The organism is Neptuniibacter sp. SY11_33 (assembly GCF_047778025.1).
Lineage (GTDB): Bacteria > Pseudomonadota > Gammaproteobacteria > Pseudomonadales > Balneatricaceae > Neptuniibacter.
Window position 1 is genome coordinate 383,983 of record NZ_CP180543.1, and the last position, 12,797, is coordinate 396,779.

Here is a 12,797-nt window from a genome sequence, read left to right on the forward strand (position 1 = left end):
AAGCATGGTGAAAAGTCGGGACCAACTGAAGTTATTGCTGCTTCAGATCCGAGATGAAGATCAAGTTCGCAGGGAAGAACTAGAGAGTTTTGCTGAATACTGCGGGCTTAATATCGAGCAGTTTGATGTGCTTAATGTCTTTGATACACCGGCATTTCCAGATACTGTTGCCGATAATTATGACGCTTTGCTAGTCGGTGGTGCCAGTGAAGCTAATGTTCTGTTCCCAGATATCTATCCATTTGTAGATCAGTGTCAGCAGCTTATTTTACGTTGCGCACAAATAGACAAACCAGTGTTTGCCTCCTGCTTTGGTTTTCAGTTAGCGGTATTAGCGCTTGGTGGTGAGATCCTGCATCGAGAGAAAGATTTTGAGATGGGTACTATTCCCATATCGCTTGATCACAGTGTTTGGCAGGATCCAATATTTCGTGATACCCCCGACAACTTTTATGCCGTTTCTGTACACAAACAGTACGCCAAAACATTGCCGAAAAATTGTGCTTCCCTTGCTTACACTGAGCAATGTATCCACGCATTTAGGTTAAAAGATAAGCCGTTCTGGGCTTTTCAATTTCATCCGGAAGTTGGTAAACGAATCTTAGTTGAGCGACTGACCTTTTACAAAGATAAATACACAGATGGAGATGATCACCTTGATCAGGTGCTAGCGACTGCACAAGAAACGCCTCAATCAAATGCGTTGCTAACTAAATTTGTGGATAGAATTCTATTAGATCAGGATCATCTAGATCTCTAGAAATGGCATCCTGACGCTGGTCACAGTAGAATGGGGTTTCTCTATATTATGGAATATAAAAAATCGCGATGAATGAGCCGCAAAATCAAGATAATCAAGAACCGGTAAAGCCTCGTAGCCGTGGGATCTACCTACTGCCTAATTTATTCACGACAGGGGCACTGTTTTCTGGGTTCTACGCAATTGTTGCGAGCATGAATGGGCACTTTGAAAATGCCGCAATAGCGATCTTTGTTTCGATGGTATTGGATGGGCTCGATGGTCGAGTAGCGCGTATGACCAACACCTCCAGTGCATTTGGGGCTGAATACGATTCACTAGCGGATATGGTTTCCTTTGGTGTAGCGCCTTCGCTTGTAGTGTTCTCTTGGGTCTTGGATGATATTGGCAAACTGGGTTGGTTCGCTGCGTTTATCTATGTCGCAGGAGCGGCTTTAAGGCTCGCTCGTTTCAATACCCAAATTGGTTCGACAGATAAGCGTTACTTTATCGGTTTACCTAGCCCAGCAGCAGCGGCTGCCGTCGCCGGTTTGGTATGGGCCGCGACCGAGTATGAAATAGATGGATCAGCTTATGTATATTTGATTGCCGCATTTGTTGCTTTGGTCGGTGTATTGATGGTGAGCAATGTACTTTATTACAGCTTCAAAGATGTAAGCTTAAAAGAGAAAGTTCCTTTCTTGATTTTGGCGGGTATTGTTTTGGCTGTTGGTATTATCTCTATCAGTCCTCCAGCATTCTTATGGATTCTATTCCTAGCTTACGCAGTATCTGGACCGCTTTTGTGGGTTATGCGAAAAACTAAGCAGAAACCTACGGCCTAAGGGTCAGATAGAAGCATTTTAGAATTTTTTAAACGGCTCCTTTAAGGGGCCGTTTTTCTGCTATACCTCATAATAGCCCTTGTAGAAGGAGGTTATTATGAAACCCTTCCCTTGTAATTGTCGCCCCCTTAAAGCTCTTGTTTATACGGTAATCTTTTTGCTCTTTATTATCGCGATGATGAGTGGTGCATTTATGCTGGTGGATAAGATCTGACGTCTATAACTACTTATGACGTCCTTGCAAAATTTTCATCGCTGCTATACTTGCAGTTAACAACCAAGCGGATTGGTCGGAAATGATAGGACGGAGTCCAGGCGGAAAGAGAGCCTGCCCGAACCCTGTCGCTACCGACGTTGAAATAGAAGTACAACGCCCTTAGTGAGAGGTTTCTGACAGGCTCTTTTGCGTGTATAGCAAAGGGGGCTGCAATGATAAAAACAATATCGGGATTTGTTGCACTGTTATTGTTTGCTAATAATCTCCAGGCTGATTGGGAGGTAAATCTCACCCGAGGTGTTACCGAAATCAGTCGAGAGGTCTATGACCTGCACATGATCATTTTCTGGATCTGTGTGGCTATTGGTGTCGTTGTTTTTGGCGTGATGCTTTGGTCGGTGATCTATCATCGTAAGTCCAAAGGAGCAAAAGCGCATAACTTTCATGAAAGCCTTGTTGTCGAAATTGCTTGGACGTTAATTCCCTTCGTTATCCTGATTGCCATGGCTGTTCCTGCAACGGCAACCTTAATCAAAATGTACGATAACTCAGAATCTGAAGTCGATATTCAGATCACTGGTTATCAGTGGAAATGGCGATATCAGTATTTGGCTGAAGATATCGATTTCTTCTCAAGTCTCTCTACCTCCCGAGAACAGATCAACAACAAAGCTGCTAAAGGCGAACATTATCTACTCGAAGTGGATAACCCTTTGGTGATTCCTGCAGGTAAAAAAGTGCGCTTTTTACTGACCGCAAATGACGTGATTCATTCTTGGTGGGTTCCTGATCTCGCGGTTAAGAAAGATGCAATTCCCGGTTTTATAAATGAAGCGTGGACCATTGTGGATAAGCCCGGCGTTTATCGCGGTCAGTGCGCAGAGCTTTGCGGTAAAGATCATGGTTTTATGCCAATCGTTGTCGAAGTTAAAACGCCAGAAGAGTATGAGGCGTGGCTTGCTGAGGTTAGGCAAGCAGATCAAGAAAAAGCGGCTGAAGGGCAAAAAGATTGGAACCTTGCTGAGCTTATGGAAACCGGTGAAGCGGTTTATAACAAAAACTGTTTAGCTTGCCATCAAGCCAATGGTGAGGGGATTCCGGGTGTTTTCCCGGCTTTGAAAAATAGCCCAATCGCATTGGGAGAGCCGGGGCCTCATATAGACATTGTGCTTAACGGTAAAAAAGGTACGGCGATGCAGGCATATAGAGATCAATTGTCTGCTGTAGAGCTGGCTTCTGTGATTACTTATGAGCGAAATGCTTGGGGTAATAAGGTGGGCGATCTAGTTACACCAGCACAGATTGCTGAGTTGAAAGAGTAGGAGGGGTCATGGATACGGTTGCAGCTTCTCATCATCATGGTCCGGCTACCGGTTTAGGGCGTTGGTTATTCACAACCAATCATAAAGATATTGGGACGCTCTATCTCTGGTTTAGCTTTTTAATGTTCCTTACCGGCGGATGCATGGCATTGCTGATTCGAGCAGAGCTATTTCAGCCAGGGTTACAGCTCATTCAGCCAGACTTCTTTAATCAGATGACCACCATGCATGGTTTAATCATGGTCTTTGGTGCGGTCATGCCGGCGTTTGTTGGCTTAGCTAACTGGATGATTCCTATTATGGTAGGTGCGCCAGATATGGCACTGCCAAGAATGAATAACTGGAGCTTTTGGATTCTGCCTTTCGCTTTCGCGATGATGTTGTCGACTCTGTTTATGGATGGCGGTGCACCGAATTTTGGGTGGACATTTTATGCACCATTATCTACTACCTATGCACCGCCTAGTGTGACCTTTTTTATCTTTGCTGTGCACATGATGGGGATTAGCTCGATTATGGGGGCGATAAACATTATTGCGACCATACTAAACATGCGTGCACCGGGTATGACGATGATGAAGTTACCACTTTTTGTCTGGACTTGGTTAATTACTGCATTTTTACTGATTGCCGTTATGCCCGTATTGGCCGGCGTAGTTACGATGATGCTGATGGATATTCACTTCGGAACCAGCTTTTTTGATGCTGCTGGGGGTGGTGATCCGGTGTTGTTTCAACATGTATTCTGGTTCTTCGGTCACCCTGAAGTTTACATTATGATCTTGCCTGCTTTTGGTATTGTCAGTGAGATCATTCCGACTTTCGCAAGGAAGAAACTGTTTGGTTATACCTCGATGGTTTATGCCACGGCTTCTATTGCCATTCTTTCCTTCATTGTTTGGGCGCATCACATGTTTACCGTCGGCCTGCCTTTGGCTGGTGAATTGTTCTTTATGTTCACAACGATGCTGATTGCCGTGCCTACAGGGGTTAAAGTATTTAACTGGGTTGCGACGATGTTTCGTGGCTCTATGACGTTCGAAACACCGATGTTGTTTGCACTCGCATTTGTTGTGCTTTTCACAATCGGTGGTTTTTCAGGCTTGATGTTGGCGATCGCACCAGTCGATTTCCAATACCACGACACTTACTTTGTGGTTGCCCATTTCCACTATGTCCTAGTACCCGGTGCGGTCTTCGCCATTATGGCAGGAGCTTATTATTGGTTACCTAAGTGGTGCGGCAATTATTACAACGAAACCATGGGTAAGGTGCATTTCTGGTGTAGTTTTATCGGGGTGAATATCACCTTTTTCCCTATGCACTTTATCGGTTTAGCAGGTATGCCACGTCGTATACCTGACTATGCGCTTCAGTTTGCTGATTTTAATGCGGTTGCTTCAGTAGGCGCGTTTATCTTTGGGCTATCGCAACTGATTTTCCTTTATAACATTGTGAGCTGTATTCGTAAGGGTAAGCAGGCCAGTGCGGAAGTATGGGAAGGGTCTCACGGTTTAGAGTGGACCCTACCGTCCCCTGCGCCTTATCACAGCTTTAGTACACCGCCAGAGGTGAAATAACAGCACTTTTGAGAGGTCGTTATGGCAGAGCAACGACATAAGAAAACAGTGCTATCACTGTTAAGTGGAACCCTGATTATGTTTGGGTTCGGTTTCGCGTTGGTGCCTCTATATGACGTGTTTTGTGATATTACGGGGCTAAACGGCAAAGTGGATCTAGTTGCTGCGGAGCCGAGTTTGGTTGTGGATAACAGTCGACAGGTAAAATTACAGCTGGTGGCTATTAACAACGAATCAATGCCTTGGCGATTTAAACCAGAAAAGACTTCCATCATCATGTCGCCTGGGGAAATGTACCAAACAGCCTATAAGGCGCGTAATTTGACCGATAACTTCATGATTGCGCAAGCAGTCCCTTCGGTTTCACCTTCAGAAGCTGCGCCTTATGTGCAAAAGATTAATTGTTTCTGTTTCGAACGGCAGCCGCTAAATGCGAAAGAAATAAAGGCGATGCCGCTGGTTGTTTCTATCGCGCCTGAGCTTCCTAGGCACATCAAAACAGTAACACTCTCATACACTCTATTTGATATCACACCAGAAGCGGAAGTGAATTTGTCTGCTAGGAGGAACTCTCTATGAGTACTCAAACTTACTATGTGCCAGAACAAAGTCGTTGGCCTATTTTAGCGTCGATAGCTTTGTTTTTTATGGCTTACGGTGCAGGCAGCTTAATTAATAGCTTTACCGCAGAAGAGGCTGGAGGAGCTGGTTTGATTCTTCTCTTAGCCGGTGCATTGGGGATGGGGCTTATTTTGTTGGGCTGGTTTAGCAACGTAATCCATGAAAGTGGTGAAGGCTTATACAGTCCACAAATGGATAGATCATTCCGTTGGGGGATGAGCTGGTTCATTTTCTCTGAAGTGATGTTCTTTGCGGCATTTTTCGGCACTTTATTTTATGTCAGGACCTTAGCAGTACCTTGGCTGGGAGGCGAAGGTGATAAAGGTGTTTCTAATATGCTATGGGAAGGCTTTGAGGCGCAGTGGCCTTTGATGGTGACGCCAGATCAAAATGCTTTTCCGGGTCCAAAAGAGGTAATTGATCCTTGGCATATACCGCTTTTCAATACCATTTTACTGATTGCATCTAGTTTTACCGTCACGCTTGCACATAAAGCACTTAAGTTGGATCAACGCTCTAGGGTGGTATTTTGGTTAGCTGTGACTGTCTTGTTGGGCAGTGTGTTTCTTTATTTTCAAGCTTATGAGTATGTACTTGCTTACAACGAATTAGGCTTAACGCTAAATGCCGGTATATACGGGGCGACATTTTTTATTCTCACGGGTTTTCATGGTTTGCATGTCACCTTAGGCACGTTGATGTTGATCATTATTTGGTTGCGAGTACTCAAAGGGCATTTTAGTTCAGAAAAACATTTTGGTTTTGAGGCAATTGCTTGGTATTGGCACTTTGTTGATGTGGTATGGGTCGGCTTATTTCTATTTGTTTATATCTTGTAGTCGATTAAAGCCTATGAGGAACAATTTCACCGGTATAGAAGCCGTAAATAAGTACCGCGATGATCATGACACTAAAGGTGACCCGAAAGAAAAGCGAGTTAACGGTTCGATGAGATTGACCTTGATCTCTTACCAAGAAGTAAAGACCGGAAAATAAACTGATTAGAACGGCAATAAAGAGAAGTAGTAAAAGCAACTTTAACGACATGTGCAGTACCTGATGGCTGTTCTTGGTGTGGGTAACTATGAGTAAAGTTCAGAGTGGTTCAGGCTTCAAGTGGATGTTGTGGATATCTGGAATTGTATTGTTGCCATTATTGTTCGGACTGGGACTTTGGCAGTTGGACCGAGCGGAACAGAAGCGAGAACTTTTGGATAGCTGGCAACAAGCAAAACCAAGTCAGGAACTGCCGTTGGAGCAAGAGATGACAAGAGGGAGTTATAAAGCGGTTATCTTGAAGGGAGTGTTGGATCGAGAACGGTACTTTCTTTTAGATAATCGAGTACGCAACGGGCGAGTTGGTTACGAAATCGTTGCTCTATTTATTGAGGATAGCGGTCGAAGTGTATTGGTGAATCTAGGTTGGGTGTTAGCTTCGCTGGATCGCGGGGTCTTACCTGAGGTTGAAGTACCAAAAGGTCAGCAAACTATTAGTGGCAGTGTCAGGGTTATTGAGAAAGGTTTTGCTTTATCAGGTGATGATCTAGAAGAAGAGCAGTGGCCAAAGGTCATTCAGCAATTGGATGTGGGAAAAATGTCGTCTCGGTTGGTTATAGATATTGAGTCGTTGGAAATAAGGCTTACAGAACCGCTGGTTCCTGGCTTAGATCTAAATTGGCCAGTAGTAAATATGAAGCCTGAGAAACATTTAGGTTATGCATTTCAATGGTTCGCTATGGCATCTGCGTTGCTGTGTTTATTAATTTGGAGTGCTGTAAAAATAAGAAAGGAGGCCATATATGAACAGGTTTAGTTTTTGGCTTGTTTGGGCGGTGGGTTTGGTGCCCATGCTGGTGGCTTCTTTAATGTTTTTTACGGGGATGATGATTCCAGAGCAACGCGTTCATTCGGGTATTTTGCTTTTTGATCAACATATTAATGACCTGAGCTTGGTTGGGAATAATCTAAAACAGCGTAAGTGGCAGTTGTTGTTAACTAAACAAGCTGATTGTGTTGAGCGTTGTGAGCAATGGTCAAAGGTGCTTACCAATTTGCACACAGCATTAGGTAAGGAGCAAGATCGGGTCAAGTTGTTACAAGTGGATCTGAGCGCTACCACGCTAGATAGGAATGAGTTTGGAAAGTTAGGAACAGCAATATGGGTTGTCGACCCGTTAGGGAATATGGTGTTGCGATATACATTGTCAGATGAGCCGAGTCTGATTCTTAAAGATCTACGCAAGCTGTTGAAAATGTCCCGGATTGGATAAGCCAAAGGGGAATCAATGTTAAAGCTAATATGGCGATTGAGTAATGTGGCAATAGTGCTTGCGCTCTGCGTTGTATTGCTAGGGGCGTGGACTCGCATTAACCATGCGGGACTAAGCTGTCCTGACTGGCCGGGTTGTTATGGCTATATGGTGATGCCTACTGATCAAACTGCTTTGACTGAAGCACAGGGTATTTACCCTGATATACCTATAGAGCTTGGTAAAACAGCATTAGAAATGGGCCATCGTTATTTAGCGGGATCTTTAGGCTTGGTAATAGCTGCTTTGACTTTTTGCGCCTATAGATTGAGGCGAGTGCAAACATATCCGGTCTATCTAAGTTATGGCTTGCTCTTGTTGGTCACTGTACAGGCTGTATTTGGAATGTGGACGGTCACATTAAAGCTTTATCCGCCAGTAGTGACTTTGCATCTGTTAGGGGGAGTGCTGACATTAACAGGTGTCTATGTGCTCAGAAGCAAAGTGAAAACATTGATGGCTGGAGTGAAAAAACAAAAAACTAAATGCAGTAAGTGGATCAAGTATGCATTGGCTGTTTTGTTGCTGCAAATAGTGTTGGGTGGTTGGACTAGCTCAAACTATGCAGGACCCGCTTGTGGTCATTGGCTGAGTTGTAGCATGGGCGAGTATGCCAGCAGTGATTTTGCGAGAGGTTTTAATCTTATGGAAACCATTGGACCAAATTACCAAGGTGGTTTGCTGCCCTTAGATGCACGTATCGCAATTCAGCAGGCTCATAGAATTGGTGCGCTGGTGGTTTTGATTGTGTGTGCTTGGCTGGTGGTTAAATTGCATAGACAGATATATATGCGAAGTTGGCTATATGGGTTGTTAGCTTTGTTATCGATCCAGATATTACTGGGTGGATTAAACGCTTTTTATGCGGTGCCTAATCTGTTAGCGATTGGACATCATGCAGTGGCGGTTGGATTGTTGTTAGTTCTGTTAAAAATTTATGAGCTGCGGCTACGGACTGTAGAGGTGAATCATGGATAACCAAGAATTAGTAAGTATTAGTACAGAAGAGGTTTCTTGGCGAGATTATCTAGTTTTATGTAAGCCCAAGGTTGTTGTCGTTATGCTAGTAACTGCTGCTGTAGGGATGTTTCTGGCAGTGCAAGAAATTCCGCCGATCAGTAATGTCATTTTAGGCCTCGTTGGTATTGGTATGGCTGCAGGTTCAGCTGCTGCAGTCAATCACATCATGGATCGTAAGATTGATGAAAAAATGGCTCGGACCAAAAGGAGGCCTTTACCCCAAGGCAAGTTAAGTCCGATACAAGCACTATTATTCGCCGCTGTTCTTGGGGTTTCAGGAATAGCTATCTTGGTCTTTTGTGTTAATGCGCTGACGGCATGGCTAACAGTGGCTGCGTTAATGGGTTATGCCGTGGTCTATACTGTATGGCTGAAAAGAGCGACACCCCAGAATATTGTAATAGGGGGTATAGCGGGGGCGGCACCACCACTATTAGGCTGGACCGCTATAACAGGCTCGATAGAACCTAACGCGTTGCTACTCGTACTTATTATATTTGCTTGGACTCCTCCCCACTTTTGGGCGCTATGTATTGCCCGTAAAGAGGAATATGCAAAAGCAGGTATCCCGATGCTGCCAGTTACACACGGTGTTGCATATACACGTTTGCAGATCATGCTATATAGCTTGTTGATGGTAGCAACAACGTTATTTCCAGTGATGACGGGAATGAGTGGTGCGATCTATCTGGTTTTGGTATTAACACTAAATGCTAAATTTCTATATAGGGTTGCTTGTTTGTGGACAGAGCCAAGTCTGTCACCCATGTTGCTTTTTAAATACAGTATCAATTACATCATGTTGTTGTTTGTCGCATTACTTGTAGATCACTACATGATATGAAAACAGCAATGGATAAGACTTAAAGTTCCTGAAACCTGTGGAAATGGAGAGAAACTCAGTAATGAAGCAAGAAGTTAATTGATGTAGCGCTAATGGATTGGTGCTGCACCTAAATTAAACGAGGGGATGCATCATGTTTATTCAACATATGATGGGAATAATGTACCACCCAAAAGAAGAATGGGGGCAAATAAGAAAAGAGCACTACAGCGCGTCGCATATTTATATGCAACAAATTAGTATTCTGGCTGCGATACCAGCAATCTCAATGTTCATCGGGACAACCCAGATAGGTTGGAGCATTGCAGGTTCTGAGTATGTAAAACTGGATGCTATGAGCGCCTTGCCTGCTGCAATCGCATTTTATTTTGCAATGTGGGTTGGAGTTGGGTTTATAACTTGGGCTATTCACTGGATGGAGAAGAACTATGGTGGCAACGTATCATTTGACGATTGCCTGTCGCTAGCGACTTACACAGCGACTCCAATGTTCTTAGCAGGATTGTCTGCGCTGTATCCATTACTGTGGTTCAATGTCACCGTTGGATTATTCGCGGTATGTTACACGGTCTACCTGCTCTACATAGGTGTACCAGTAATAATGAAAATACCTGAAGAGAGAGCCTTTCTGTTTTCAACATCTATTCTAACAGTCGGTCTCTGCACCTTAGTGGGTATTATCGTTGCCTCTGTAATTTTATGGGGTACAGTGATTCCACTAAACTATATACCGGTGTAATGGCTAAATAACTTAGAAGTTACTCCGAAATGAAAGGCGCTTGAGCAATTTTGTAAGCGCCTTTCTTGTTTATTGTATACGCTATAACCATTCCTGATCAGTCCTTGATCGATTCGCGGTGTTTTGTAAGTTTTTTACAACTTTTTTCACTTTTTTTACCATGCGCTGTTGACGTTGTTCGGGAAGTCTCTATAATTCGCCGTCCTTGCTTGGGGAGGCCACTTTTTAAGGGGTTGTAGAGCCAAACAAGGTGTTCAGTAAGTGATTGAAAACATTTGTTTTTTAGGTTGCTTGCGGATCAGTGTTCAAAGTTCGTTTGCTGAGTAAATAGTTTTTACAAAATTGCAAAATAAACGGTTGACTTTGAATGAGCGCACAGTAGAATATGCGCCTCGCTTGAGACGAAACGCTGAGTCAGCGGAGAGTCAAAAAGCAACGCTCTTTAACAATTTGATCAGATAATTCGTGTGGGCGCTTGTTGAGAAGAAGCAAACTTTTTCTAGACAAGCAACCAAGTGAATTCATTTAAAGCGATTTACAAAGGTTTAACGTTCTTAAGAATGTTATCCGGTTGTTTAGTACTAGAGCCCGTTACCACATTCCTGGTAACAACAATGATTTAAACTGAAGAGTTTGATCATGGCTCAGATTGAACGCTGGCGGCAGGCCTAACACATGCAAGTCGAACGGTAACATGACTAGCTTGCTAGTTGATGACGAGTGGCGGACGGGTGAGTAACGCGTAGGAATCTACCCAGTAGCGGGGGATAAGCCAGAGAAATTTGGTCTAATACCGCATACGCCCTAAGGGGGAAAGCAGGGGATCTTCGGACCTTGCACTATTGGATGAGCCTGCGTGAGATTAGCTTGTTGGTGAGGTAATGGCTCACCAAGGCAACGATCTCTAGCTGGTCTGAGAGGATGATCAGCCACACTGGAACTGAGACACGGTCCAGACTCCTACGGGAGGCAGCAGTGGGGAATATTGCACAATGGGCGCAAGCCTGATGCAGCCATGCCGCGTGTGTGAAGAAGGCCCTAGGGTTGTAAAGCACTTTCAGCAGTGAGGAAAGGTTGTACGTTAATACCGTGCAGCTGTGACGTTAACTGCAGAAGAAGCACCGGCTAACTCCGTGCCAGCAGCCGCGGTAATACGGAGGGTGCGAGCGTTAATCGGAATTACTGGGCGTAAAGCGCGCGTAGGTGGATTGGTCAGTCAGATGTGAAAGCCCAGGGCTCAACCTTGGAACTGCACCTGATACTGCCAATCTAGAATACGGTAGAGGGTAGTGGAATTTCCTGTGTAGCGGTGAAATGCGTAGATATAGGAAGGAACACCAGTGGCGAAGGCGACTACCTGGACCGATATTGACACTGAGGTGCGAAAGCGTGGGGAGCAAACAGGATTAGATACCCTGGTAGTCCACGCCGTAAACGATGTCTACTAGCCGTTGGGAGACTTGATCTTTTAGTGGCGCAGCTAACGCGATAAGTAGACCGCCTGGGGAGTACGGCCGCAAGGTTAAAACTCAAATGAATTGACGGGGGCCCGCACAAGCGGTGGAGCATGTGGTTTAATTCGACGCAACGCGAAGAACCTTACCAACTCTTGACATCCTGCGAACTTGCTAGAGATAGCTTGGTGCCTTCGGGAACGCAGAGACAGGTGCTGCATGGCTGTCGTCAGCTCGTGTTGTGAAATGTTGGGTTAAGTCCCGTAACGAGCGCAACCCTTGTCCTTATTTGCCAGCACGTAATGGTGGGAACTCTAAGGAGACTGCCGGTGACAAACCGGAGGAAGGTGGGGACGACGTCAAGTCATCATGGCCCTTACGAGTTGGGCTACACACGTGCTACAATGGTCGGTACAGAGGGCTGCAAACCTGCGAAGGTAAGCTAATCTCACAAAACCGGTCGTAGTCCGGATTGGAGTCTGCAACTCGACTCCATGAAGTCGGAATCGCTAGTAATCGTGGATCAGAATGCCACGGTGAATACGTTCCCGGGCCTTGTACACACCGCCCGTCACACCATGGGAGTGGATTGCACCAGAAGTAGCTAGCTTAACCTTCGGGAGGGCGGTTACCACGGTGTGGTTCATGACTGGGGTGAAGTCGTAACAAGGTAGCCCTAGGGGAACCTGGGGCTGGATCACCTCCTTAAACGAAAGCCGATTCTCGGCAAGCGTTCACACGAATTATCTGATCAGAGAAGTTAAGAGCAACGGTGTAGGCTTGTAGCTCAGCTGGTTAGAGCGCACCCCTGATAAGGGTGAGGTCGGTGGTTCAAGTCCACTCAGGCCTACCAATCAATAGCCTTACTGTTTTTCTTGGGGCTATAGCTCAGCTGGGAGAGCGCCTGCTTTGCACGCAGGAGGTCTGCGGTTCGATCCCGCATAGCTCCACCATCATCCTTGGGATGAGAAAGGAAGAGTTTTAAAACATATTGTCATGTAAGACATTATCTTTTAAAGCTTTTTTGCTTTAAACGCTCTTTAACAATTTGGATTTGATTCATTTGATTTAGATTTAAGACATGTAGTTTTACTGCATGCGCCAATT

At 44.9% G+C, this 12,797-nt stretch carries 12 protein-coding genes, 2 tRNA genes and 1 rRNA gene; 14 read left to right on the plus strand and 1 reads right to left on the minus strand.

Annotation, left to right across the window (positions count from 1 at the left end; genetic code table 11):
• Nucleotides 1–4 precede the first annotated feature (4 nt).
• The 6 genes from ACMXYV_RS01740 to ACMXYV_RS01765 all read left to right on the plus strand — a co-directional run bounded on the left by ACMXYV_RS01740 (nucleotide 5) and on the right by ACMXYV_RS01765 (nucleotide 6,163).
• Nucleotides 5–760 carry a type 1 glutamine amidotransferase gene (locus tag ACMXYV_RS01740; RefSeq protein WP_415890083.1) on the plus strand — a complete coding sequence of 252 codons (756 nt, stop codon included), beginning with the start codon at nucleotides 5–7 and terminating at the stop codon, nucleotides 758–760.
• 68 nt (nucleotides 761–828) lie between these two features.
• The gene (gene pssA, locus ACMXYV_RS01745; protein WP_415890084.1) at nucleotides 829–1,584 is read left to right on the plus strand and encodes a CDP-diacylglycerol--serine O-phosphatidyltransferase; all 756 of its coding nucleotides are present in this window, start codon (nucleotides 829–831) and stop codon (nucleotides 1,582–1,584) included.
• A 429-nt stretch (nucleotides 1,585–2,013) separates the two neighbouring features.
• Complete coding sequence (gene coxB / locus ACMXYV_RS01750; RefSeq protein WP_415890085.1) at nucleotides 2,014–3,123, plus strand: cytochrome c oxidase subunit II; 1,110 nt, start codon at nucleotides 2,014–2,016, stop codon at nucleotides 3,121–3,123.
• Between the two features lie 8 nt (nucleotides 3,124–3,131).
• The gene (gene ctaD / locus ACMXYV_RS01755; RefSeq protein WP_415890086.1) at nucleotides 3,132–4,703 is read left to right on the plus strand and encodes a cytochrome c oxidase subunit I; all 1,572 of its coding nucleotides are present in this window, start codon (nucleotides 3,132–3,134) and stop codon (nucleotides 4,701–4,703) included.
• Between the two features lie 21 nt (nucleotides 4,704–4,724).
• Complete coding sequence (locus ACMXYV_RS01760; RefSeq protein ID WP_415890087.1) at nucleotides 4,725–5,282, plus strand: cytochrome c oxidase assembly protein; 558 nt, start codon at nucleotides 4,725–4,727, stop codon at nucleotides 5,280–5,282.
• A complete protein-coding gene (locus ACMXYV_RS01765; protein WP_415890088.1) occupies nucleotides 5,279–6,163 on the plus strand; it encodes a cytochrome c oxidase subunit 3 in 885 nt (294 codons plus the stop codon). The genes ACMXYV_RS01760 and ACMXYV_RS01765 overlap by 4 nt, the downstream gene beginning before the upstream one ends.
• 4 nt (nucleotides 6,164–6,167) lie before the next feature.
• On the opposite strand, the gene ACMXYV_RS01770 is transcribed toward ACMXYV_RS01765, so the two are convergent.
• Nucleotides 6,168–6,371 carry a twin transmembrane helix small protein gene (locus ACMXYV_RS01770; protein ID WP_415890089.1) on the minus strand — a complete coding sequence of 68 codons (204 nt, stop codon included), beginning with the start codon at nucleotides 6,369–6,371 and terminating at the stop codon, nucleotides 6,168–6,170.
• A 37-nt stretch (nucleotides 6,372–6,408) separates the two neighbouring features.
• Here ACMXYV_RS01770 and ACMXYV_RS01775 point away from each other — a divergent pair, with 37 nt between their 5' ends.
• From ACMXYV_RS01775 to ACMXYV_RS01810, 8 genes are all read left to right on the plus strand, one after another.
• Nucleotides 6,409–7,137, plus strand: coding sequence for an SURF1 family protein (locus ACMXYV_RS01775; protein WP_415890090.1), 729 nt, complete (start codon nucleotides 6,409–6,411; stop codon nucleotides 7,135–7,137).
• Entirely contained in the window at nucleotides 7,124–7,594 is a 471-nt protein-coding gene (locus ACMXYV_RS01780; RefSeq protein ID WP_415890091.1) for a hypothetical protein, read from the plus strand. The genes ACMXYV_RS01775 and ACMXYV_RS01780 overlap by 14 nt, the downstream gene beginning before the upstream one ends.
• A 15-nt stretch (nucleotides 7,595–7,609) precedes the next feature.
• The gene (locus ACMXYV_RS01785) at nucleotides 7,610–8,611 is read left to right on the plus strand and encodes a COX15/CtaA family protein (RefSeq protein ID WP_415890092.1); all 1,002 of its coding nucleotides are present in this window, start codon (nucleotides 7,610–7,612) and stop codon (nucleotides 8,609–8,611) included.
• A complete protein-coding gene (cyoE, locus tag ACMXYV_RS01790; protein ID WP_415890093.1) occupies nucleotides 8,604–9,497 on the plus strand; it encodes a heme o synthase in 894 nt (297 codons plus the stop codon). Before ACMXYV_RS01785 ends, cyoE begins: the two co-directional genes overlap by 8 nt.
• Nucleotides 9,498–9,630: 133 nt before the next feature.
• Entirely contained in the window at nucleotides 9,631–10,236 is a 606-nt protein-coding gene (locus tag ACMXYV_RS01795) for a Yip1 family protein (protein ID WP_415890094.1), read from the plus strand.
• 621 nt (nucleotides 10,237–10,857) lie between these two features.
• A 16S ribosomal RNA gene (locus ACMXYV_RS01800) occupies nucleotides 10,858–12,398 on the plus strand.
• Between the two features lie 68 nt (nucleotides 12,399–12,466).
• Nucleotides 12,467–12,543: transfer RNA gene (locus ACMXYV_RS01805), tRNA-Ile, on the plus strand.
• 24 nt (nucleotides 12,544–12,567) lie between these two features.
• Nucleotides 12,568–12,643: transfer RNA gene (locus ACMXYV_RS01810), tRNA-Ala, on the plus strand.
• Nucleotides 12,644–12,797: the final 154 nt, after the last annotated feature.